Source organism: Acinetobacter sp. NIPH1876, assembly GCF_022808535.1.
GTDB lineage: Bacteria > Pseudomonadota > Gammaproteobacteria > Pseudomonadales > Moraxellaceae > Acinetobacter > Acinetobacter higginsii.
Map to the genome: position 1 here is coordinate 217,523 of NZ_JALGBR010000003.1, position 22,803 is coordinate 240,325.

The window sequence follows — 22,803 nt, forward strand, 5'->3', positions numbered from 1 at the left end:
ATTAAAAAAGCCGCTCAATTGAGCGGTTTTTTATGAAATGACAGTGATGAGTTAGCACAGCGCAATGCGTTTAATTTTTTCATCTGTTAAGAAAAACACAGATGTTGCACAGGTTTCTTCTAAAACATTGACAGAAATACCATCACCCTTGAACTTTAGATAATATTTTGGGTCAATTTGCTCATCAGCTAAGATATTTCCATCTTCATCAAAGCGATAATCTTCGTCTACGTAAATATCTGTTTTAGGGGCGACTTCAAAAGTTCCAAAAATATCGAGGTCATAATCTTTATCTGTATTTTCGTAATAATAAACTTTGTCGCTATTTGAGATACGGAATTCAAAGAGATATTTCATTCCTTTTTTATTTGGGTTTTTCAGCACTCGAAAAGTATCCAGATCTCCATCGCCATCAAAATCAATAAATAAAGGCTTTTTGAGATGGGTTGTATCGACTGAATAGCCTTTTGGTAGTGGAGTTGAATTATTGGCGAGATAATCGGATTCAGGTGTAGCAGGAATAAGCACAGGTTCTGAGACGGCTTGAGTCTGTTGAGCTGCCTTTTGTGTGGGGTGATCGCTTTCTGATGATGTTTTTGGTTTTTCATGACATCCAGCGAGCAAAATAAATGAGGTGAGCAATAGGACTTTATTCTTCATACAATTCGAGTATTTAAATGATGATGTATATAACGGATTTTAGCTTAAAAGTTGGGTTTGTCATTTTTAATGTTTAATTCAAATTGAGGAGTATGAGGACTTTCTTTAGTCACTCAATTTTTGAGTTAGAATGAATCAGCTTTTCATTCTAATACGACCTCATATGAACAATAAATTCATCAGTTTTTGTCTTTTATCAGTCTGTTTAACTCAGTTGAGCCAAGCCCAAGCAACGCCATTCAAGATCTATCAATCCGAGTCGTTGCATTGTGGTGAAGCGACTTTTCAAGTGATTTCATCCTGTTTTGATCCAGATGAAGGCGCGCTGAGAGGAAGTGGAGGCGTTATGCGTGAATCTTGTCAATCCAGTCATTTGCTGGTGAATTGGAAAGGACAGCAAAAGCGGATTGATTTTCCAATCGCAACCGCAGCACAAACGCAACAATTAAAAAGCAAAGGCTATACGTTGCAAAAAGTGATTCGCCAAGGGGATTGGTCACCACAAAGTTTGGCCTGTGGTCAGGTCAAAGGCATTTCAGGCTTTTTTGTGGTGGTGAATCAAGCAACCACCAATGATTTGAATCAAGAATACTTAGGTAAAGGGTCACTGAGCGAAGAGCCTGTGTTACTGAATTTGAATGGCAGCATGACCAGTGATGCACTTAGACAAAAAATCTATCCCTTGCTGAAACAAGATAAAGTTAAAATCACCAAAGTCGTTTCAGCCAATGCCTTATTTGGCGATGAGTAAAGCTTAGTTAATCGACGCGTTTGTCCAAACACGATATTGAAAGCGTTTGCTGACTTTGTTAGCTGATTATTGCTACACTTTTTAATTTTTAGGCGGAAGCATTATGTCCTTTGATCTCAAAGTCAGTTTAAAACAAAGGGCAGAACCTTCTGCACAGCAGAAAAAGCTGAATCGCCTGATTGATCAAATAGAACAGCAAAAAATCAGCCTTGCCACATGGCAAAATGCCCAAGCCGAGATTCAACAGCACACACGGCAAAAGCTGATGCCTGTGTATAGTGAATTGCATGAAGTCTTGTTTCAGCAGTTAGATCAGCTTTGGACGCTGTTACAGCAGCATGAGTTTTCCAAAGCGGATATGCAACAACTGGATGAAAAAATTGCTCAGCTTGCGCAAATGTTAAAGCGTTCCAAGATGTTGAGTGATGAACAGTTAAAGCTGGTCAAGCAGATTGATACTTTTTATCAGCAACATGCCCAGCAATCTCTTAAAAAGACTAAAAAAGTACAGTCAGCCAAGTTTGAATTTAATGAAAGTTCTGAGCAAAGCGAAGAATTAGAAGAAGATGACTTTGAACAATATGCGGCGGAGCAGCAACGGGCACGAGAACAAGCTAAACAACTTCGACAGCAGCAGAAACGAGAACAAGCTGAGCAGATGGCAGCGCAGTCGTTGAAAACCGTATATTTAAAAATTGCTGCAATGATTCATCCTGATCGTGAGCAAGACGAGTCCAAAAAAGAAGAAAAAACTGAGTTGTTCCAACAGGCAAGTCAGGCTTATGAACAGCAGGATTTGTTTTATTTGCTCAAACTTCAATTACAGCTAGAACAGGACAAAGGTGTAGGGTCAAAAGAGTTATCGGCAGAGCAAGTGAAGTTTTATAAATTGGCTTTGGATGCACAAAGTCAGCAGCTTGAAAGTCAAATTGAAGAGATTTTGGATTCTTTTCAGATAGCGAAGAAAGTCAAAGCTGAGCATGTGCATATTAGTGATGTGTATAAAGCCATAGATGCGGATTGTGCTGAGTTAAAGCAGCGGTTGAAGTGGGAAAAAGAGCGTTTAAAGCATATGAAAAAGCTGAGTGGGGTGGAGATGTTGTTGGGGCATGGGGTTTTATAAGCTTTTTTAAAAATACCTCTCCCTAGCCCTCTCCTGAAAGGAGAGGGAACTTTATTGCGTATCGAATAACTATCAAATTCACAAAGGACGCTCCCTCTCCCTAAGGGAGAGGGTTGGGGTGAGGGAAATTAAAAATAGGAGAAAAAATGAAACTAGACCCACAGTTATTAGAATTCGCTAAAACTATGCGAAGTAATGCGACTGACGCAGAAAACCTGATGTGGCAACTACTTCGTGCTAAAAGATTTATGAGCTTGAAATTTCGCAGACAGCATGTGATTTCACCGTATATTGTAGATTTTTACTGCCATGAACTGGGTTTGGTGATCGAACTAGATGGCAGCCAGCATGGCGCTGAAGATACGATTGAATATGATGCTGAACGAACTAAGTTTTTAGAGGCTTTGGATTTGAGAGTATTATGGTATTGAAATCATTAGATCTTGCAAAATGCTAATGTGGTTTTAGAAAGTCTTTAGTCGATTTGTTATGAAGTGTAATATGATCCGTAATGAAATTTGCTTCTTCTATTGATAGTAGGTTGTAATATTTTGATTAAAATGTTAGAAGTATTTTTATAAAATTAATAAGTTAGCAAAATATGAGTGATTGGAATAACTTCTTAAATGAATTAAAAGTAGCAGAAGATGAATTGGGAAATCCTACTGAAATTTGGTATAGAGGACAATTTGATTGCAGTTGGGGACTTCATCCAAGTTTATCGAGATGTGTTGATTGGGAAAGAAAAGAAAAAATACTTTTTGAGGAATTTAAACGTCTTTCTATAGGTGTTTTTCAAACAAGGGCAAATGATTGGGAAACCTTGTTTGATATGCAACATTATTGGATTCCAACTAGGTTGCTAGATTGGACTACAGTTTTAGGAGTGGCTTTAGCATTTATTCTACATTCCGATTTTTCTAATGATAGTGACAGTGCAATATATGTTTTAGATCCTTTAGCATTAAATCGCTTAAGTGGACGTGACGAAGTTATTGGTTTACCAGATGATCCTAATTTTGAGTATAAAAAAACTTATTGGGAAAATCGTCCTGTTAAAATTGAAAAACCATTAGCAATACAACCTAATTACATTAGTGATAGATTGAAAGCACAGGCTGGTAGATTCACCGTATTTGGGACTATGGAAGGTAGTTTTGAAAATACAGCAAAAGATTGCTTTAGAAAAATTATTTTGCCTGCTTCTGCGAAAGAAGAAGCTAGAATATTTCTGAAATGGGCAAATTTAAACGAATTTACTATTTATCCTGACATGGTTGGTATTGCTAACCATATTAAAACAAAGATTCTTTAGGTGTATTATGCAATTGGAAAAAAAAGATCGTTTAATATTAATTAATCAATATAAAATTTTGGCTAAATTAGATACTAATGATGCTAATTATTATAAAGAGTTAATTCAAATTCTAGAAAATGGCTATGAAATTTTTTATTCATTGTTAGATCAGTGGATAGATGATGAAATGCCAAAAGAGGAAAGCCGCTTTGTATTAGACATTTTAGATTTATATCGAGCAATAGAAGATTTGAAGCGAAGAACAAAAGATGAAGAGTTAATACAGCATAGTTATAGTATTTTTAAAGGGTTTGATGGTAATAATGAGTCAGAACATCTTGGATTTACCAGATTCTTAATTGAAATTCAGGGGAAATTTCAAGAACAGAAACAATATTATTATCAGAACGACCACTTAAATAGTCATTGCCCAATGCTTGATAAATACAGAAGAATGCTCGCTAAAGTTAATAAAGAGAATATTGTTATTTGGCAAATGAATACTGAACAGGCCTTAAGCATATTGAATGCATAAAATTATCAAAAAAATCCCCTCATTCGAGGGGATTTTTTACATCAAACTAGTACTTAAAGCGCAGCAATCTGCTCCATACTTTGCTTAATTTTCGCTAACTGATCAGCAAACTCAGCCAATTTCACTTTTTCACCTTCAACAACCGCTGCCGGTGCTTTCGCGACAAAACCTTCATTCGAAAGTTTATTGGCAATTTGGTCATGCTGCTTTTGAACCTTATCCAAGTCTTTCTGCAAACGACCCAATTCAGCTTTAGGATCAATCAAGCCCTTCATTGGTACAAATACCGATGCATGGCTAACAACGCTAGAACAAGAAAGCGGTGGTTCTTGCTCATTGCTTAAGAACTCAATGCTTTCAACTTTAGCGAGTGCTTTGAATAAAGCTTCGATACGGATGATTTGTTCACGCTCAGCATCAGAAATATTCTTGAGTAATACAGGCAATAAACGCGCATTACCTAAGCCCATTTCACCACGAATATTACGTACCGCACCAATCAAACCTTGTAACCACTGCATGTCTGCTTCAGCTTGATCATTCACTTTCGCTTGATCAGGAACAGGGTATTGTGCAGTCATAATCGTAGCACCGCCTTTGCCTAACATCGGCGCAAGCGTTTGCCAGATTTCTTCAGTCAAATACGGCATCAACGGATGTGCTAAACGTAAAGAGGCTTCCATCACCGCAAGTAATACACGGCGAACTTCCGCTTTACGCTCTTCAGATACATTGGCATCGTTTAGAACTGGTTTGGTTAATTCAACATACCAGTCACAGTATTCATTCCAGATAAAGTCATAGATCGCTTGTGCAGCAAGGTCTAAACGATAGGTAGCGAATGCTTGATGTACAGCAGCTTCTGCTTTTTGCAGACGGCTCATGATCCATTTTTCTGGAAGTTCCCACAGCTCTGGGCGCGCTTCTTGAGCAACCGTTTGACCTTCAACATTCATCAATACGAAACGGGTTGCGTTCCAGATTTTGTTGGCAAAGTTACGGTAGCCTTCAACACGTTTCATGTCGAACTTAATGTCACGACCTGTATTGGCAAGTGCACAGAACGTGAAGCGAACTGCGTCAGTACCGTAAGCTTGGATACCTTCTGGGAATTCTTTACGGGTTGATTTTTCAATCTTCGCTGCTTGTTTCGGGTTCATCAGACCTGTCGTACGTTTTTGTACCAAGGTCTCAAGGTCTACGCCATCAATCAAGTCCAGTGGGTCAAGTACGTTGCCCTTAGACTTCGACATTTTTTGACCTTCGCCGTCACGAACCAGACCATGAACATAGACCGTTTTAAACGGTACTTGTGGCGTACCATCTTCATTCTTCATGAAGTGCATCGTAAACATGATCATACGAGCAACCCAGAAGAAGATGATGTCAAAACCAGTCACCAATACATCAGTTGGGTGAAAAGTATTGAGAAAATAGTTTTCCGCATCTTTCTTGGCATCGCCAGTCCAACCTAAGGTTGAGAAGGTCCACAGCGCAGAAGAGAACCAAGTATCTAGTACGTCTTCATCTTGGTTTAACACAACATCAGCAGGGATGTTGTTTTTGGCACGAACTTCCGCTTCGTCACGACCCACATAGATGTTGCCTTCAGCGTCGTACCAAGCTGGGATACGGTGACCCCACCAAAGCTGACGAGAGATACACCAGTCTTGGATGTTGTTCATCCACGCCATGTACATGTTGCTGTACTGTTCAGGAACAAACTTGATACGGCCATCTTGAACCGCTTCAATTGCAGGTTGCGCCAATGGAGCAATTTTTACATACCATTGATCTGTTAATAATGGTTCAACGATCACACCTGAACGGTCACCGCGAGGTGGTTTAAGCGTATAAGGTTGGATTTGATCTAACCAGCCTTCAGCTTCTGCTTGTTCAACCAGTTTTTTACGCGCTGCAAAACGCTCTAAACCGATGTAGTCCGCAGGGGCAGGGATGGTTTTAGAAATTTGCTCACCCGCTTTGGCAATATATTCAAACTCAGCCAATACTTCTGCATTTTTATTGAAGATATTGATGATTGGTAATTCACAACGCTTACCAACTTCATAGTCGTTAAAGTCATGTGCAGGGGTGATTTTCACACAGCCTGTACCGAATTCTTTATCTACATATTCATCTTTAACGATTGGAACAGCACGACCTGTGATTGGCAGGATAATGTTCTGACCCACAAGGTGCGTATAGCGTTCATCATCAAGTGCCACAGCAACCGCAGTATCACCTAACAAGGTTTCAGGACGAGTGGTGGCGACAACGATGTGGTCTTTACCATCATGGGTACGAAGGTTTTTATCTTCAAAGAAGTATTTGAAGTGCCACAATGAACCTGCTTCTTCTTTATCCGATTCAACTTCTAAGTCTGATAGCGCCGTTTGTAGTTTTGGATCCCAGTTGACTAGGCGTTTACCACGGTAGATTAAGCCATCTTCATGCAGTTTTACGAAAACTTCTTTTACTGCATTGGATAAACCTTCATCCATCGTGAAGCGTTCGCGCGACCAGTCGACTGAAGAACCTAAACGACGAATCTGACGGGTGATGGTATCGCCTGATTGCTCTTTCCATTCCCAGATTTTTTCGATGAACTTTTCACGACCTAAGTCATGACGGCTGACACCTTGTGCACCTAGTTGACGCTCGACCACCATCTGCGTTGCAATCCCCGCATGGTCGGTTCCTGGCTGCCATAAGGTATTTTTACCCATCATACGATTGTAACGGGTCAGTGCATCCATGATGGCATTGTTAAAGCCATGTCCCATGTGCAAGCTACCGGTGACGTTCGGGGGTGGAATCATGATACAGAATGATTCACCTTGACCTGATGGTTTGAAATAACCTTGTTGTTCCCAGATTTGATACCATTTCTTTTCGATCTCGGTTGGATCGTAAGTGGTTGCAATATTTTGAGCAGATTGAGCGTCAGTCATAGTACAGAAGATTAAAATTGAATAAAAAATTAGATCTATTGTAGCAAAAAATCCTCGCTTCTGTAGGCATTTCAGCCGCGCCAAGTGTTAATGCGAAAAGCTGCTTAAATAATGTCTGAATTGCCATTTTTTGAGCTTTTATTGAGGATATGTTGAGTACAGCTTCATCATGTGGCTTTTATGCCTGATGATCGACAGCTCAATCAAGATAAAGTCTTTATAGACTTCATTTTTTTGAAAAAAGCCGATGAAAGGCGTTGGATTTTTATACAAATAGGATTAGATTTGTGTAATGCATCACATAACTTAAAAATATTGATGCTCAAAACAACAATATAAGAATGCAAAAAACTAAAAAAGGGATGCTTCTCATGAGTTATTCAATCCTGTTGAAAATTAATGACGTCACACATGGACAATTTGAAACCATCCGCCAACAGCTCAATGCTGGTACGCATGAGAGCCAATCCCGTATCTTGGGTGAGGTGTTATCCGAAATTGCGTGTGAGATTGTCGAGCAAGTGTTTTCGGTACTCTTGATTCAAAATCGTCAGCCGACGCAGCTCACCCAGAAAAATACTGCTGAATCTGAAAGGGTGATTCAACAGATCATTGGGGCGGTACGTAAATATATGCCGTGGTCGATTGCTTTATTTGGGAATGAACGTCTGTGTCCCTTTGCCAATTATTTTTCCAATATGATCAAGTATCACGATGAGCAGGTTTATGTATCTTATCCGATTGATCGACAATTGGTGCAGCAGGCACATCGTTTGGTCACGCAACTCAAGAATAATGAAATCAGTGATATGGTCGATGTGTTTCAAACCTTGATTCAAATCGTGGATTTGGGTGTGACCAGCTTGATCCGTGAACCGAAAAAATGTCTCAACTTTAATACTGTAGTGGATAAAACCTTAAATGGGGTGATCAATATGACTGCACATTTAAGTTATAAGCGTTTAGAGAAAATGGGTAATCAAGTGGATAGCAATGCAGCAACGGATTGTGTCAATCATTTTTTAGCATTTATGCATGTCGATACAGAATAGAGTGTGCTAAATTCGGCGTGTACAACGCCAAAAATGATAGAAAAATTGATCTGATAAAAGGGCTTGTTAAACAAGCTCTTTTTTATGCGATCCAAAAACTAGGGTTATTAGAATGAACACCGCCGTTTTTTTAAATATTCATGCGGATACTTATGCACGTTTTGCGCATATTCGGACACAGTTATTGCAAGGAAGTAAAGAAAGTCAGGCCAATGCTTTAGGCAGTGTATTGTCGGAAATGGCATGTGAAGTAATTGAACAAGTGTTTATGGTACTGCTACAAGAGAATCAGCAGTATTCACAAACCGGTGAATCTGAAAAAGTGATTCAGCAAATTTTGGAAGCAATTCGCAAATATATGCCATGGTCGATTTCATTTTTTGGCAATGACCGCTTAATCCCTTTGGTGGAATACCTCTCTAAAACCTTACAACTTGAAGATGAACAGGTATATATGACTTATCCTGTTGAGCAGCATTTGGCTCAGAAGGTCATCGTTTCTAGCCAAAAGTTGGCAGGCGGAGATCATCGAGAAATTTCAAATGCACTCAAACTTCTCACTGAAGTGATTGATGCTGGTGTGACCCATTTGATTCGTGAACCAAAGAAATGTCTCAAGTTTAATTTCGTGGTCGATAAAACCCTTAATGGGGTCATTAATATGACTACACATTTGGGTTATAAGCGTTTGGAAAAATTAGGCACGCAAATTGATCAGCAAGTCGCGGCAACATATGTAGATTACTTCCTGAAATTTATGCGTCATCAAGCATAGGTAGGACATGGACATGGCAAAACTCAAAACTCTCGAAAATAAAGTGGTCTGGATTACTGGCGCTTCATCTGGCTTAGGCAAAGCTTTAGCTCGTGAATGCGCATTGCAAGGTGCACAAGTGGTGCTGACCTCGCGTCGTTATGATGAACTGGAAGCGGTACGCGTTGGGTTACTCAAGCCCGAACAGCATCTTTCGATTGCCGCAGATATTACCGATGAAGCTCAAGTCCGCCATGCGCATGAACAGGTCTTGGCCTGTAAAGGACGTATTGACTGGCTGATCAATAATGCCGGTTTAAGTCAACGTGCTTTAATTCAAGACACCACCATGCAAACTGAACGTGCCATCATGGAAGTCGACTACTTTTCACAGGTCTTTTTTACTAAAACCGTGTTACCGACTTTTCTGCAACAAAAATCAGGTCGAGTAGTGTTCGTTTCCAGTGTCGCAGGTTTACTCGGTACGCAATATCGCGCGACCTATTCAGCAGCCAAAGCAGCCATTCATATGTGGGCCAACAGTTTGCGTGCTGAAGTTGCACCTGAAGGTGTTGACGTTTCGGTGGTTTTCCCAGGCTTTGTCAAAACCAATGTCTCTTTTAATGCCTTAAATGGTGAAGGCAAACCACAAGGTCATCAGGATGAAGCCATTGAAAATGGTTTAGATGCCGATGTATTTGCTGAGCGTGTGGTGGAGTCGTTGATGGCAGGCGAGCAATATATTGTAGTCGGTGGGAAAAAAGAACAATTAGGTGTGTTGGTTTCTCGATTGTCACCAAACTTGTTGTATAAGATGATTCGCAAAATGAAAGTGAAATGAGTGTGAATAATCGTAAGAAAGCTGTTTTTAATTGGAGCGGTGGTAAAGACTCTTCATTGGCACTGTATAAAGTCTTACAGCAAAATGAATTTGAGGTAGTTGCTTTATTAACCACGGTCAATGAAGAAACAGCGTTGTCATCTATGCATGCCATTCCACATGCATTGCTTGAAAAGCAGGCTGAAAGTATTGGTATTCCACTTTATCCTGTATTTCTACCAAAAAGTCTGCCTGTCTATGAGCAACGTATGCTCGATGCAGCCAATCATTTTAAGGCACAGGGTGTTGAGCACTTTATCTTTGGTGATATTTACCTGAGCGATGTACGCAAATATCGTGAAGACCGTTTGCATCCTTTAGGTATTGAAGTGGTTGAGCCGATATGGAATCTGAACTCGCTTGAAGTGATGCAGGATTTCTTGGATTCAGGCATTCAAACCAAAATCATCGTGACCGATGCCAGTAAATTGGATGAGTCGTTTATTGGACAGGATATCGATGCAGCTTTGCTTGAGCGGATGCCCAGCGATGTTGATGTTTGTGGTGAAAATGGCGAATACCATACCTTTGCTTATGCAGGCGGTTTATTCAAACATCCTGTTGAATTTGAAATTGCTGAAATTCGTCAGATGTCATACCAGTTTAAGTTAGAAGATGGGGAAGAGAAAACCTATCATTATTGGCAAGCGATCTTTGCCGAATCCTAAGCAAAAATCCTGTGCATGGCACAGGATTTTTTTATTGTGTATGGATGATTGCCGTACCATAAGCAAATACTTCAACCATTCCACCTTGCATACCCAATTCAGTGGTACTGAGTCGAACCCCCATAATATGGTTCGCACCCATGGCATGCGCTTCTTGCTTTAGGCGAACCACAGCTTCACGACGCGCCCGTTCCACCACACTTTCATAGCTGACCAAACGCCCACCAAAGAAGTTTCGAATGGTTGCCAGTACATACTTAAAATAATCGTGGGAGATCACCACATTGCTGCTGACCATTTGCCCATAGGCTGAGGTTTCTACAAAGCGATTGGTGTCAATACGGATATGGGAAAATTGCTTTTCTTTCTGATCCAGTTCACGTAAGTGTTTCTGCTCGATATGACGACCAAAACCCCAACCGACTGAAAATAGGATCAGAAACAGGACAATCTGAAAAATTAATCCATCCATAATTTTGCCTATGCGCCAAATGGATCAGGAAGTTTAGGCGCAACGGGTTGTACTACTACCGCTGTACCATAGACAAATAACTCTGATGCGCCTTGGGCAATATTTGAAGTTGAGAAACGAATACCGACAATGGCATTGGCACCTAAACCTTTGGCCTTATCAATCATACGTTGAGTGGCTTCCTGACGTGACTCTTCCAGCAATTCGGTATAACCCGTTAACTCACCACCCACAATATTCTTTAAACCTGCCATCAAATCACGACCAACATGTTTACTACGAACGGTGCTGCCATACACCACATCTAGCTGGCGTAAGATTTCATGGCCCGGTACAGACTCTAAACTGCTTAGTAACATCGTATTTTCTAAATCATCAATATATTCAGTTTGAAGATAAGAAATATTGGCAATGGTTGCAATAAAAAAGCTCACCGAAGTGAGCTTTTTTATGCGCAAAAGATGAAATTATTTTTTTGCGTAATGTTGTTCAGAGCTCGATGGCTGATGCGTTACCGTTTCACTGGATGAGGCTTTGAGACCACCGCCAAGTGTTTTGTAAAGTTCAACTTGGTTGTTGAGGTTTGCTTGTTGTAATAACAATAAACCTTGTTCTGCTGAATAAGCAGAACGTTGTGCATCCAATACGGTTAAATAGCTATCAATACCAGCACGGAAGCGGGCATTTGAAAGCTTGTATGTTGTATTAGTTGCATCAACCAAACGACGTTGAGCGGTTAAACGGTCACCAATGTTAGCACGTGTTGCCAAAGCATCATTTACTTCACGGAAAGCTGACTGTACTGACTTCTCATAGTTAGCAAGTGCAATTTTCTGATCAGTTTCAGAGATTTTGACATTGGCCTTACGAGTACCCCAGTCAAAAATTGGGATATTCAAGCTTGGACCAATTGACCATAACGCATTCCCTGATTTGAATAAGTCACTCAAATCAGTTGATGCATAACCAGCAGAACCAGTCAGGCTAATAGTTGGGAAGAGTTGGGCTTTAGCAGCACCAATATTCGCACCCGCAGCACTTAACTGGTATTCAGATGCTTTTACATCTGGACGGTTGTTGAGCAAGTCACTTGGTAAGCCAGCGCTAAACACGTTTTGTTGCGTGATACTCGCCACTTGTTGTTGAGGGAGCAAGTTCTGAGGAACTGGCTGACCAACAAGTAAGTTCAACAAGTTTTGAGCTTGAGCAACTTGAGTCTTGTAGTTCGCGACATCATTACGTGCCGTTTCAACTGAAATTTGTGCTTGGCGCACAGGGATTTCGCTATCAATACCTACATCGAAACGTTTCTTGTTCAAGTTAAACGAGTCTTGTTGAGCTTTTAGCGTTTGATCCGCAAGTTTCAATTGTGCATTCGCGTATGAGTAGTTTAACCATGCTTGAGTCACTTGGCTGATTAAACTGATCTGCGTTGCATCACGTGAGCTTTGTGTTGCGAGGTAGCTATCTAAAGCTGCATCTTTCAAGCTACGTACACGCCCCCAAAAATCTAACTCATAAGCAGTTAGACCCAAACCAACTTGATAAGTTGAATAAGGATTATTTGGGTCACGGGTAGGGGTCACTTGACGAACAGCACTACCACTTGCCCCAATTGTTGGCAATTGGTTGTTTTCCGAAATTTGGTATTGCTGTTGCGCTTTTTGAATGTTCAACGTAGCCGTACGTAAATCACGGTTATTGGCAAGTGCTAGATCAAGCACTTGCAGTAAACGTTGGTCAGCAAAGAAGTCTTTGTAACCTTGTTCCGCAATTGATTTTCCAGAAGCATTGCCATAAGACGCGAAGCTTTCAGGAACATCTGAACTCACAACAGGCTCTGGCCCGCGCATGCTTTGGCAGGCAGCCAAAGATAGCGCGAGTGCAGAGATTGCAATGCCACGACTGGAAATAGACCATACAGTTTGCATCACGATCAATGCTCCTGAGTATTTAAAGTTTTAGGTTTGTACTTAAAGATACTACGAATCCACACGAAGAATACAGGGATAAAGAAGATACCTAAAAGAGTTGAAGAAATTACACCACCAAGTACACCATAACCGACTGAGTGTTGGCTACCAGCGCCCGCACCGCTTGCCAAGGCTAATGGTAATACACCAAAACCAAATGCAAGTGTGGTCATGATAATTGGGCGTAAACGCATTTTTGCAGCATGTAATGTTGCTTCAAAGAGCTCTTCGCCTTGTTCCTGTAATTCTTTCGCAAATTCGACGATCAAGATCGCATTCTTCGCAGATAGACCAATTACGGCAACAATCGCAACCTGGAAGTAAATGTTAAAGGATAAGTTTGGATCACCTTTAATAATCATACCTAACCATGTCAATGTAAATGCACCGACGATACCTAAAGGTACAACCAGTAATACCGAAACAGGTACTGACCAGCTTTCATAGAGTGCAGCAAGACACAGGAATACGATTAATAATGAAAGAACCAACAGAGGAGCCGTTTGGCTACCAGAATCACGTTCTTCTAAAGATAAACCGGTCCATTCATAGTCGAAACCTGTTAAGCCCATAGAGGGTAACTTACCAATGATTTCTTCCATCGCTAACATTGCATCACCAGAGCTGACACCTGGTGCAGGAGTACCTTGAATGTTAACAGATGATACGCCGTTATAACGCTCTAGACGTGGTGAACCATAGGTCCATTCACCTTTGGCAAAGCCAGAGAAAGGAACCATTTCGCCTTTGTTGTTACGCACATACCACTTGTTCAAGTCTTCAGGCATCATGCGGGTATCCGCTTCACCTTGGACATAAACTTTCTTCACACGACCACGGTCAACGAAGTCATTGATATACGAACCACCCCAAGCCATGCTCATAGTGCTGTTAATATCAGCGATACTGACACCCATTGCACCTGCTTGCGCTTGATCAATGGTGATCTGGTACTGAGGTGTATCTTCTTGACCATTTGGACGTACACCTGCAAGACGTTTATCTTGAGATGCCATACCTAAAATTGCATTACGTGCAGCAATCAGCTTTTCATGTCCTTGACCGCTTGCATCTTTCAACTGAATATCGAAACCAGAAGCGACACCCAATTCAGGCATTGCTGGTAACTGCAATGGCATGATGTAAGACGCATCTTTCACAATCATGTTCAATGCCATACCACGTTGAATGATGGCACCAATCTGTGATTCTGGTGTGGTACGTTCGCTCCAGTCTTTCAATTTAATAAAGGCCAGACCCGCGTTTTGACCCACCCCTGTGAATGAGAAACCAGCAACTGTAAAGATCGACTCTACATTTTCTTTTTCCTTATTCAAGAAGTAGCCTGTCATGGTATCAATGACTTTATCGGTACGTTCTAAGCTCGCACTCGGCGGTAACTGAACCAATGTCATGACCACACCTTGGTCTTCTTCTGGTAAGAAAGAAGATGGCAATACTTTGTAGATACCAACCAATGCTGCGATCACAACAATATAAAGCACACCAGAGAATAACTTGTGGTGGGTCATACGATTGACGCCGCCTTGGTATTTCTCTGAAAGTTTTTCAAAGCTACGGTTAAACCAACGGAAGAAACGCGCGAAAATATTGTTGCTTTCCTGCTTGTTTGGATCGTGTTGTTTTAACAAGGTCGCACACAGGGCAGGGGTAAAGGTTAATGCTACAAGTAATGACAGGATCATCGCCGTAACCAGCGTGATCGAGAACTGACGATAAATAACACCAGTGGTTCCACTGAAGAATGCCATTGGTACGAATACCGCTGTTAATACACTGGTAATACCGACTAAGGCACCCGAAATCTGACTCATTGACTTTTCAGTCGCTGGAATCGGTTCGAGATGTTCTTCTTGCATCACCCGTTCAACGTTCTCCACCACAACGATGGCGTCATCCACCAATAGACCAATGGCAAGTACCATTGCGAACATGGTGAGTGTGTTGATCGAGAAGCCGAAGATATTAATCACGGCAAATGTACCGAGTACAACCACAGGTACAGCCAATGTTGGAATAATCGTTGCGCGCCAGTTCTGTAAGAACAAGAACATTACGATAAATACCAAAACGACTGCTTCAATCAGCGTATGAACAACACTCTCAATTGATAAACGAATAAATGGCGTTGTGTCATACGCAAGCTTGTCTTTTAAACCGCTTGGATAGTTATGACGTAACTCAGATAAACGCTTTTCAACTGCGGCAGCGGTATCCAGTGCATTGGCGCCAGTTGCAAGTTTGATTGCAACACCACCTGCAGGGCTACCATTAAATTTCGAGTCGAATTGGTAGTTATCAGAACCCAATTCCACACGTGCAACATCACCTAAACGAACTTGAGCACCACCTGACGTATTTTTCAGGAAGATGTTTTTAAACTGTTCAGGTGTTTGCAACATAGTTTGTGCATTTACGGTCGCGTTGAGTACTTGACCCGCTGTCGATGGCGCACCACCGAGCTGACCAACTGCAACTTGAGAGTTTTGTGCACGAATGGCTGTTGCAACATCATTTGGCGTTAGGTTGAAGCTCGTCAGCTTTGCTGGATCTAACCAGATACGCATTGCATATGAACCACCAAACACTTGAAGCTCACCCACACCTGCAACACGACTGAGTGGCTCAGAAATATTTGAGTTCACATAGTCTTTAATGTCAGATGCAGAAAGGCTGTTATCTGGTGAGTAAAAAGCAATAACTTGCAAGAAGCTTGCGCCAGACTTCGTTACCTTTACACCTTGACGTTGTACGTCAGCAGGTAAAAGTGCTGTTGCTGATTGCAGTTTGTTTTGAACTTGAACCTGCGCGATATCTGGGTCGATACCTTGTGCGAAGTTCAAATTAATTGATGCTTGACCATTACCCGCACTGTTCGATGAAATGTAACGTAAACCATCCAAACCATTCATTTGTTGTTCAATGATTTGGGTGACCGTATTTTCAACGGTTTGAGCAGAAGCCCCAGGATAAGTTGCAGAAATGGTTACCGTGGGGGGGGCAATTGTCGGATATTGTGCAACTGGCATTTTTGTCAGCGTGATAATACCCGCCAACATAATGACCAGTGCAATCACCCAAGCGAAAATTGGGCGATGGATAAAAAATTGAGCCATGCAATCTACCCCTTAAGCTTCTGAAGTTGCTTTTTGTTCAGCTTTTGGTGAATTGGCTTGCTTTTGTTGTTCAGCAGCTTTTGGTGCTGCATTTTGACCTTCAGCTGCTTTTGGTTGATAAGGTTTAGCAGACACTTCCTGTCCTTCTTTTACCTTGGCAACACCATCAACAACAACTTTATCACCAGCCTGTAAGCCTTCAGTTACAATCCAGTCTTGACCTTTGACACCCACAGTTTTAACTGGGCGTGTTTCGATCGCACCTTTTGCATTTACTACTAAAGCAATTGCTTGTCCTGTTGGTAAACGAGACACAGCTGCTTGAGGAATCAGATAGGCATTTGGCAAAACTCCTTGCGAAATTTTAGCCGTTGCATACATACCTGGTAATAACAAATGGTTTGGATTTGAGAAGACTGCACGTAAAGTCACAGTACCTGTATCCGGATTCACACTTGCATCAGAGAAAGCGAGTTGACCTTCCACTGGGTATTCAGAACCATCTTCCAGCGTGATTTTGACACGGGTATTGTTACTGTTATTCAAGCTGCCTTTGCTGAGTTGTTGGCGTAAACGCAATAATTCAGCACTCGATTGATTGATATCAACATAGATTGGATCTAGTTGTTGAATTGTCACCAATGGATCGGCTTGGTTTGCAGTCACCAATGCACCTGGTGTCACCGAAGAACGGCTAGATTGACCAGAAATTGGTGCGCGAACAGTTGAGTAGCCCAATGTAATTTCAGCATTTTTTAATGCAGCTTCAGATGCAGCGACATCAGCTTCAGCTAATTTTACTTGAGCATTGATATCATCATATTCTTGTTTAGAAACCGCATTGGTTCCCACAAGCTGACGATAACGGCCTTCTTTCACGCGTAATGCATTTAAGTTTGCTTGTTGACGCAATAACGTTGCACGAGCATTGTCTGCTGTTGCGCGGTTGGTATTTGCATCAATTTGATAAAGTGCTTGACCTGCTTGAACGTAGCTTCCTTCAGCAAATAATCGTTTTAAGATTACGCCACCTGTTTGAGGGCGTACTTCCGAAACTTGATATGCAGAGGTTCGTCCTGACAGTTCGACGTTTTGTTCAACGCTTTGTGGTTGCGCAACAATGACACCAACTTCTGGAGGTGGCATTTTTTGAGCAGCAGCAGCTTGCTGTGCATCTTTAGGATCTTTGCTACAACCAACAAGCGCAATGCTTGTTGCTAATGCGCAAGCAGTTAGGGCAGGAGCCCAAAGCTTAGCCGACATCATTATTCCACCTCAATTTAGATTTTTTATCTAAAAACAAATTGTTGCTGAAAGTGCTTTGATACAGCCCAAACCAAAGCAACGAAGTCCAAATCAACCCAATTCCCCAACCGGCAAGTACGTCAGTTGGGTAGTGAACCCCCGCATAGATTCTAGATATCCCCATGAAGATAAACCATAAAGTAGATACTAAAATGACACTGGTGCGATATTTATGTTGTTGACTCAACAACATAGCTAGACTCGCAAGGGTTGCAGCATAAAGGCTATGGGCACTTGGGAAGGATGCACCATAACTTTGAACCAAGTGATAAAACTCCATTGGTCTTGGCCGATCAATGCCCCATTTCAGAAGCCAACCAATCACAATGCTGCCACTGACACTTAAAGCGATAAACGTCACATTCTTATAATTTTTAATCCACGTTTGGTAAATACACAAAAATGTTGTTAAAAATAGTAAAAAAGGCATTCCACCGAGCCGAGAGAGCAGAACTGTCACATGATTAAGCGTAAATGAACGGTGTTCAAAAAAAGCTTGAACACTAAAAAGGTCTAAAGTTGATGCGTTGGAATTCATTAACCCAATCACACCGAGTCCTAAAAAAAAGCAACCAATACAAAGCAATAGGTATGGCATGCGCTACTCATTATTTGCTTAACCATTGTTCAGGGTTGTTGAGTGTTAGAAAGTGTACTCGCGAGTACACTTTTGGTCAAGTCTTGAAATTTTATGATAATTTCATTTTTGTGTTTTTTTAAGGTCTAGTAAAAAAACATAACAAAATTTGATGTATATCTCATTTTCAATTGACATCAGTATTTATTGAAAGAAGCTGTTTTTAACGTATTCGATTCATCATGAAAATCACAATATCTGCCATATAACATGATTCGACGAAAGTGAAATAACAAACCACTTATTCAAAATACATCATAAAATTCTTACATAGTTAGTAATATAGAAGCATTTTTTGATCTCTATCATTCAAATTGAGATACAGACTCACGTCATCGTATCTCCTTCGGGTAAAGGGGATACCATGGCTGAGAAGTGATCTATTGAACAATAGACGCTGGGAATACCAACCCATTTGAACTATTTTTGGTGGTTTGATTATACGTAAAAATAGTTCAAATGTTAGACTTGTACTTCGCTGTTTTTTCTGTACAAAGTTAGTGATGTGAAGATACGTTTTTGCTTTGCTCTTCAACTTCTACGGGTTGCTTAGGTGGCCAGAAAAAATCACTTGGTCGAGTTAAGAAATGCGTTGTCACTAACTTAGCTAAAGGTTTCCATTGTGCAAAACGAACACGACGTGCACGTAGAGCAACAATAATCGTCAAGGTAAAGCTGACAAATAAGTTGGTTAAGCCGATCAGCATCACACCTAAGAATGACACTAAAATTAAACCAATGTCAGGACCACCAATGGTCATTAAACCTTGGATAAAGTTGGCAGAAGCAAAGGCAATATGACGAATATCTAAAGGCAAGCCTAAGATAAATCCAATCGTTCCCATACTACCCAGCATGATCCCGAACAAGAAGTTACCCGCCAATGCGCCAAGATTGGTTTCAATATAGTTGGCAAATTTATCCAACCGTTGTTGTCCCATCCAGCGTTTTAAACGTCGATGCTGCTTTAAGCGTGGGCCAACTTTACGGTAAACCGCCAAGTTATCGAAATATCCCGCGATTAGGCCTGAGAAAAATAAACACACACCTGCAATTGCAGCATGTGGAACCGCCAATGAGGTAAAGGGGTTGAGACTATGTAGCAATGCGGCTGATTTGGCATGATTGAGCAGCGGTTCACCGAGATTGTATTGCCATAAAAAGGTAATCAGTGCCGCAGTTGGGATTGCAATCGAGATATTGCCTAGAATCGCAATGAACTGGGTTCGGATAATATTAATAATCAGTGCGGCCAGTTCGGCAATTTGTGCGGTCTTGCTGCCTTTTTGCTGCTGTACGGTTGACGCCAATGCTGCTGCAGTCATGGCAGGCTGTTTGGTCGCCACGGTAAAATGCAATACATGGATCAGCATAAAACCAAGCGCATAGTTCATACTATATAAAAAGGCATGACCAAACGGTGCGAGTACCAAGCGCGCTGTTAAAATTTTCAGCGTTGCCATGGTGGCAATGATTGCACCTGCACCCGCAGCTGCCTTGTACATACCAAAGAAGCCAGCTTTGTCGGTACTTACATAATGTTCGCCTGTTTTACTGGCGTTTTCAGTCACCTGTAAAGCAATCAATTCACTGGTTGAAGTCAGTAAATGACGAACACTTTTTTCATTATAATGAGCTTTGGTCAAATCGACGATCAGCTCACCCAATGCGGTATAACGTGCATCATTTTGACTGGCTAACAAGGTCAGCAGCAGTTCAATCCTATCAATCGCCTGTTCTAATAGTGACAATAAATAGGTCAGGCTGATACTAACCCCAATCCGTTTGGTGGCACGGCGAATTTTGAGTACCACTTCACGACACTGATCCAGCATCACAAAGGCTTGTGAAGCGTCTGGTGGCGGCAAAACAACAACCGCGTCTTGATCATCAATCTGCTTTTTATATTTCTCGATGAATTCTACGATTTCTCGGTTTTGAACTAGAAAAGGCGATTCATATTCGGTAATTTCGGGTTGCGCATTAATAAATTCAGGATATAAACCGATACCACTAATTCGATAGGACAATACCGTAATCGCTTTAATCAGCTCATTTTTTGAAACTTGCTTTTCTTTGGTATTGCTTTGGCTTTCACCTAATAGGTTGAATAGCCTAATCCAGTCCTGATTCTCAATCAGATCGAGCCATTCACTGTCATTTTCTTGGTGGAACACTTTTCCAATCAAAGTTTTCAGTTGTTGACCGTCTTCGACCAAAGGGAGGAAGTGTGCGCCTAGGCGCTGTCCCAACTGATTCCAGAAACCATCCAGCGATAAAATTCCGCTGTCAGCATATAAGCTTAACTGTTTATATTGGCTAATGAGCTTAAGTAAGAAATTTTGCAGCAGGATTGCTGAGGTTGGAGTCAGTAATAATATTTTGATCAGCGCATGAATACGTTGTTTGACTTCATCCGCATCATTTGAATTTTTGGGACGGATCCGATTGACCAGTTCAATCAGTAGTTGTTCGTCAAGAATAGCTTGAGGTTGGTCAAGCTGTTCCTGCATTTTTAGAAAAAGATCAGATAAGGTTAAATGCATAGGCGGTCAGAAAATTATTGTAGTCGATGTAAAGCCATTAAGGTCAAATTGATCAGTGCTTGGCGATATTCATTATCTGGCAGCGCTTTTAACGCTTCTAAAGCGGCATCCGTTTCCTGTTGGGCACGTTTTTGACAGTAATCTAGGCCACCCGAGTGATGAACAATTTCAATCACTTTATCTAAATGCTCAACACCACCCGTTGCAATACTGCGACGAATGATCTCGTGATCCTCGCCAGTTGAATGAGCTAATGCCGAAATTAACGGTAAAGTTGGTTTTCCTTCCATTAAATCATCGCCAATATTTTTACCTAATGTTTCAGCATCAGAGGTGTAATCTAAAATATCGTCGATAATCTGAAAGGCATTACCAAAATGACCTGCGAAGCGACGCAAAGGTTCACGGTATTCTTCTGCTCCCGCCAGAATAGCTGCACCTTCGGTGGCAAGTTCGAATAAACGAGAGGTTTTACCGTGGATAATTCTTAAATAGGTTTCTTCTGTGGTTTCTGGTTGGTGCTGCGATTGCAGTTGCAGTACTTCACCTTCTGCAATTTCACAGGTGCCTGTCGAAAAATCTTTTAATAAGGTCATATTGTTTAAGTCGACCAATAAATCAAAAGCTCGCGAGATTAGAAAGTCACCGACTAAAACTGCTGTTTGATTATTCCAAGTAGCATTTGCTGTAGGACGACCACGGCGCAAGTTCGATTCATCTACAACGTCATCATGAACTAAAGTTGCAGTGTGTAGCATTTCAATCACCGCAGCCAAATGCTGTGCCTGTTGCATATTGGCAAGTCCACAAGCACGCGCTGCCAATAAGCACATAATCGGGCGCATGCGTTTGCCGCCTGCTTCTACCACGTGTTTGCTGACACTCATGACGAGGCCCACTTTTGAACTAATTCCTTCATTAATCAGGCGATCCATCGCAGCAAAATCTGTCGCAACAGGGGAGAGAATGTCTTGCTTAAAATCGATAACCATATGAAGAAAAACCTCGTATAGGTGGGTAGTGTTGCCAAGTGTATCAATTAATCTGTGACTAAACAGTTATACAGACTGCGTAATCTGTCATTTAAAACACGATGATGAGCTCTTTGGTCTTAAATTAGACAGAAAAAAGGGAAGTTCCCACCAAGCGCCATTACTTTACTTATGGCACTGTAAAAACACAGTTTGTTATTGTCACAATTTGTTTTCAAAAATGTATTTCAAATTTTGATCAGAATCAATCAAAACAGTTCGCCATCAATCTAATTGATTTTGCTTAAAAATCCAAGCAAGTTATCGATATACATGTGTTTATGTAAAATCACTTGTCGTTTGATCAATTTTCACTTAAAATTTGTCCCCTTGTATAACCCCAGTGGCGTTCGTCTTAAGATCGGTATATCCCTTTATCGGCACGACGACACGGGCAAGTTGGAGTACATTATGTACGCAGTAATCCAAAGCGGTGGTAAACAGCACCGTGTTGTTGAGGGTGAAACCCTTAAAGTAGAATTATTGAAAGCTGAAACTGGCGCGACTATTACGTTTGATGACGTATTAATGGTTGTTAACGGTGACAACATTCAAATCGGTGCTCCAGTTGTTGCTGGCGCAAAAGTAACTGCAGAAGTAGTTGGCCATGGTCGTCACGACAAAATCCGCATCATCAAAATGCGTCGTCGTAAACACTACCGTAAGCAACAAGGTCACCGTCAATGGTTTACCGAGTTGAAAATTACTGGTATCGCAGGCTAACACGAGGAGTAAATAGACATGGCAACTAAAAAAGCCGGTGGATCGACGAAGAACGGTCGTGATTCGAATCCTAAGATGTTAGGTGTTAAAGTTTACGGTGGTCAAACTGTAACTGCTGGTAACATCATCGTTCGTCAACGTGGTACAGAGTTCCACGCTGGTGCAAATGTTGGTATGGGTCGTGACCATACTTTATTTGCTACTGCTGACGGCGTAGTAAAATTTGAAGTGAAGGGTCAATTTGGCCGTCGCTATGTAACTGTTGAAGCTTAAGTTTTAATAGTTCGAGAAAACCCGCTTTTAGC

20 protein-coding genes and 1 pseudogene are annotated in these 22,803 nt (G+C 41.2%); 11 read left to right on the forward strand and 10 right to left on the reverse strand.

The genetic code is table 11. The features are described from left to right. Positions 1-51: 51 nt before the first annotated feature. Entirely contained in the window at positions 52-660 is a 609-nt protein-coding gene (locus MN869_RS04920; RefSeq protein ID WP_241304758.1) for a hypothetical protein, read from the reverse strand. 163 nt (positions 661-823) lie between these two features. On the opposite strand from MN869_RS04920, the gene MN869_RS04925 reads away from it, so the two are divergent. From MN869_RS04925 to MN869_RS04945, 5 genes and pseudogenes are all read left to right on the forward strand, one after another. Continuing rightward, positions 824-1,411: a hypothetical protein gene (locus MN869_RS04925; RefSeq protein ID WP_241289379.1), complete on the forward strand. Its 588-nt coding sequence runs from the start codon at positions 824-826 to the stop codon at positions 1,409-1,411. A 103-nt stretch (positions 1,412-1,514) separates the two neighbouring features. After that, the gene (locus MN869_RS04930; RefSeq protein WP_241289382.1) at positions 1,515-2,534 is read left to right on the forward strand and encodes a molecular chaperone DnaJ; all 1,020 of its coding nucleotides are present in this window, start codon (positions 1,515-1,517) and stop codon (positions 2,532-2,534) included. 146 nt (positions 2,535-2,680) lie between these two features. Then, a pseudogene (locus tag MN869_RS04935) lies at positions 2,681-2,962 on the forward strand (endonuclease domain-containing protein); the annotation flags it as partial. 173 nt (positions 2,963-3,135) lie between these two features. Continuing rightward, complete coding sequence (locus tag MN869_RS04940; RefSeq protein WP_241304759.1) at positions 3,136-3,849, forward strand: FRG domain-containing protein; 714 nt, start codon at positions 3,136-3,138, stop codon at positions 3,847-3,849. A 7-nt stretch (positions 3,850-3,856) separates the two neighbouring features. Beyond that, a complete protein-coding gene (locus tag MN869_RS04945; RefSeq protein ID WP_241289387.1) occupies positions 3,857-4,366 on the forward strand; it encodes a YfbU family protein in 510 nt (169 codons plus the stop codon). Between the two features lie 53 nt (positions 4,367-4,419). Here MN869_RS04945 and MN869_RS04950 read toward each other — a convergent pair whose 3' ends face one another. Then, positions 4,420-7,320, reverse strand: a complete 2,901-nt coding sequence (locus MN869_RS04950; RefSeq protein WP_159886705.1) for a valine--tRNA ligase — start codon at positions 7,318-7,320, stop codon at positions 4,420-4,422. Between the two features lie 371 nt (positions 7,321-7,691). Here MN869_RS04950 and MN869_RS04955 point away from each other — a divergent pair, with 371 nt between their 5' ends. From MN869_RS04955 to MN869_RS04970, 4 genes are all read left to right on the forward strand, one after another. Then, on the forward strand, positions 7,692-8,372 hold the full coding sequence (locus tag MN869_RS04955; RefSeq protein ID WP_005322691.1) for a hypothetical protein: 681 nt from the start codon (positions 7,692-7,694) through the stop codon (positions 8,370-8,372). 112 nt (positions 8,373-8,484) lie between these two features. Beyond that, on the forward strand, positions 8,485-9,147 hold the full coding sequence (locus MN869_RS04960; protein WP_159886709.1) for a hypothetical protein: 663 nt from the start codon (positions 8,485-8,487) through the stop codon (positions 9,145-9,147). 13 nt (positions 9,148-9,160) lie between these two features. Next, positions 9,161-9,967: an SDR family NAD(P)-dependent oxidoreductase gene (locus MN869_RS04965; protein ID WP_241304760.1), complete on the forward strand. Its 807-nt coding sequence runs from the start codon at positions 9,161-9,163 to the stop codon at positions 9,965-9,967. After that, a complete protein-coding gene (locus tag MN869_RS04970) occupies positions 9,964-10,674 on the forward strand; it encodes a diphthine--ammonia ligase (protein WP_005205929.1) in 711 nt (236 codons plus the stop codon). The genes MN869_RS04965 and MN869_RS04970 overlap by 4 nt, the downstream gene beginning before the upstream one ends. A 31-nt stretch (positions 10,675-10,705) precedes the next feature. Here the strand turns inward: MN869_RS04970 and MN869_RS04975 are convergent, their stop codons facing one another. The 8 genes from MN869_RS04975 to sdsA all read right to left on the reverse strand — a co-directional run bounded on the left by MN869_RS04975 (position 10,706) and on the right by sdsA (position 21,736). After that, positions 10,706-11,146: a YbjQ family protein gene (locus tag MN869_RS04975; protein ID WP_033133586.1), complete on the reverse strand. Its 441-nt coding sequence runs from the start codon at positions 11,144-11,146 to the stop codon at positions 10,706-10,708. An 8-nt stretch (positions 11,147-11,154) separates the two neighbouring features. Next, on the reverse strand, positions 11,155-11,505 hold the full coding sequence (locus tag MN869_RS04980; RefSeq protein ID WP_005296351.1) for a YbjQ family protein: 351 nt from the start codon (positions 11,503-11,505) through the stop codon (positions 11,155-11,157). A 108-nt stretch (positions 11,506-11,613) separates the two neighbouring features. Further along, positions 11,614-13,077, reverse strand: coding sequence for a multidrug efflux RND transporter AdeIJK outer membrane channel subunit AdeK (gene adeK / locus MN869_RS04985; protein WP_005205918.1), 1,464 nt, complete (start codon positions 13,075-13,077; stop codon positions 11,614-11,616). Between the two features lie 5 nt (positions 13,078-13,082). Next, positions 13,083-16,256 (reverse strand): multidrug efflux RND transporter permease subunit AdeJ, encoded by a 3,174-nt coding sequence (gene adeJ / locus MN869_RS04990; protein WP_005192618.1) that lies wholly within the window; start codon positions 16,254-16,256, stop codon positions 13,083-13,085. Positions 16,257-16,268: 12 nt separating this feature from the next. Beyond that, complete coding sequence (locus MN869_RS04995) at positions 16,269-17,522, reverse strand: efflux RND transporter periplasmic adaptor subunit (RefSeq protein WP_005205916.1); 1,254 nt, start codon at positions 17,520-17,522, stop codon at positions 16,269-16,271. Then, positions 17,509-18,159, reverse strand: coding sequence for a phosphatase PAP2 family protein (locus tag MN869_RS05000; protein WP_241304761.1), 651 nt, complete (start codon positions 18,157-18,159; stop codon positions 17,509-17,511). Before MN869_RS05000 ends, MN869_RS04995 begins: the two co-directional genes overlap by 14 nt. A gap of 536 nt (positions 18,160-18,695) precedes the next feature. Further along, positions 18,696-20,744, reverse strand: a complete 2,049-nt coding sequence (locus tag MN869_RS05005) for a site-specific recombinase (RefSeq protein ID WP_005205914.1) — start codon at positions 20,742-20,744, stop codon at positions 18,696-18,698. A gap of 14 nt (positions 20,745-20,758) precedes the next feature. Then, on the reverse strand, positions 20,759-21,736 hold the full coding sequence (gene sdsA / locus MN869_RS05010; protein ID WP_004803115.1) for an All-trans-nonaprenyl-diphosphate synthase: 978 nt from the start codon (positions 21,734-21,736) through the stop codon (positions 20,759-20,761). A gap of 450 nt (positions 21,737-22,186) precedes the next feature. Between sdsA and rplU the strand changes: the two genes are divergently transcribed. Together rplU and rpmA are read left to right on the forward strand one after the other, a co-directional pair. Continuing rightward, positions 22,187-22,498 carry a 50S ribosomal protein L21 gene (gene rplU, locus MN869_RS05015; RefSeq protein WP_004652230.1) on the forward strand — a complete coding sequence of 104 codons (312 nt, stop codon included), beginning with the start codon at positions 22,187-22,189 and terminating at the stop codon, positions 22,496-22,498. Positions 22,499-22,516: 18 nt separating this feature from the next. Next, a complete protein-coding gene (rpmA, locus tag MN869_RS05020) occupies positions 22,517-22,771 on the forward strand; it encodes a 50S ribosomal protein L27 (protein ID WP_004640422.1) in 255 nt (84 codons plus the stop codon). Positions 22,772-22,803 lie beyond the last annotated feature (32 nt).

What these genes read in the sequence shown, in the direction of transcription:
- MN869_RS04930 (WP_241289382.1), top strand. Translation starts at nt 1,515, where the DNA reads ATGTCCTTTGATCTCAAAGTCAGTTTAAAACAAAGGGCAGAACCTTCT.
- MN869_RS04970 (WP_005205929.1), top strand. Translation starts at nt 9,964, where the DNA reads ATGAGTGTGAATAATCGTAAGAAAGCTGTTTTTAATTGGAGCGGTGGT.
- MN869_RS04960 (WP_159886709.1), top strand. Translation starts at nt 8,485, where the DNA reads ATGAACACCGCCGTTTTTTTAAATATTCATGCGGATACTTATGCACGT.
- MN869_RS04945 (WP_241289387.1), top strand. Translation starts at nt 3,857, where the DNA reads ATGCAATTGGAAAAAAAAGATCGTTTAATATTAATTAATCAATATAAA.
- MN869_RS04955 (WP_005322691.1), top strand. Translation starts at nt 7,692, where the DNA reads ATGAGTTATTCAATCCTGTTGAAAATTAATGACGTCACACATGGACAA.
- rpmA (WP_004640422.1), top strand. Translation starts at nt 22,517, where the DNA reads ATGGCAACTAAAAAAGCCGGTGGATCGACGAAGAACGGTCGTGATTCG.
- adeK (WP_005205918.1), bottom strand. Translation starts at nt 13,077, where the DNA reads ATGCAAACTGTATGGTCTATTTCCAGTCGTGGCATTGCAATCTCTGCA.
- rplU (WP_004652230.1), top strand. Translation starts at nt 22,187, where the DNA reads ATGTACGCAGTAATCCAAAGCGGTGGTAAACAGCACCGTGTTGTTGAG.
- MN869_RS04995 (WP_005205916.1), bottom strand. Translation starts at nt 17,522, where the DNA reads ATGATGTCGGCTAAGCTTTGGGCTCCTGCCCTAACTGCTTGCGCATTA.
- MN869_RS04975 (WP_033133586.1), bottom strand. Translation starts at nt 11,146, where the DNA reads ATGGATGGATTAATTTTTCAGATTGTCCTGTTTCTGATCCTATTTTCA.
- adeJ (WP_005192618.1), bottom strand. Translation starts at nt 16,256, where the DNA reads ATGGCTCAATTTTTTATCCATCGCCCAATTTTCGCTTGGGTGATTGCA.
- MN869_RS04920 (WP_241304758.1), bottom strand. Translation starts at nt 660, where the DNA reads ATGAAGAATAAAGTCCTATTGCTCACCTCATTTATTTTGCTCGCTGGA.
- MN869_RS04980 (WP_005296351.1), bottom strand. Translation starts at nt 11,505, where the DNA reads ATGTTACTAAGCAGTTTAGAGTCTGTACCGGGCCATGAAATCTTACGC.
- MN869_RS04940 (WP_241304759.1), top strand. Translation starts at nt 3,136, where the DNA reads ATGAGTGATTGGAATAACTTCTTAAATGAATTAAAAGTAGCAGAAGAT.
- sdsA (WP_004803115.1), bottom strand. Translation starts at nt 21,736, where the DNA reads ATGGTTATCGATTTTAAGCAAGACATTCTCTCCCCTGTTGCGACAGAT.
- MN869_RS04950 (WP_159886705.1), bottom strand. Translation starts at nt 7,320, where the DNA reads ATGACTGACGCTCAATCTGCTCAAAATATTGCAACCACTTACGATCCA.
- MN869_RS05000 (WP_241304761.1), bottom strand. Translation starts at nt 18,159, where the DNA reads ATGCCATACCTATTGCTTTGTATTGGTTGCTTTTTTTTAGGACTCGGT.
- MN869_RS04925 (WP_241289379.1), top strand. Translation starts at nt 824, where the DNA reads ATGAACAATAAATTCATCAGTTTTTGTCTTTTATCAGTCTGTTTAACT.
- MN869_RS04965 (WP_241304760.1), top strand. Translation starts at nt 9,161, where the DNA reads ATGGCAAAACTCAAAACTCTCGAAAATAAAGTGGTCTGGATTACTGGC.
- MN869_RS05005 (WP_005205914.1), bottom strand. Translation starts at nt 20,744, where the DNA reads ATGCATTTAACCTTATCTGATCTTTTTCTAAAAATGCAGGAACAGCTT.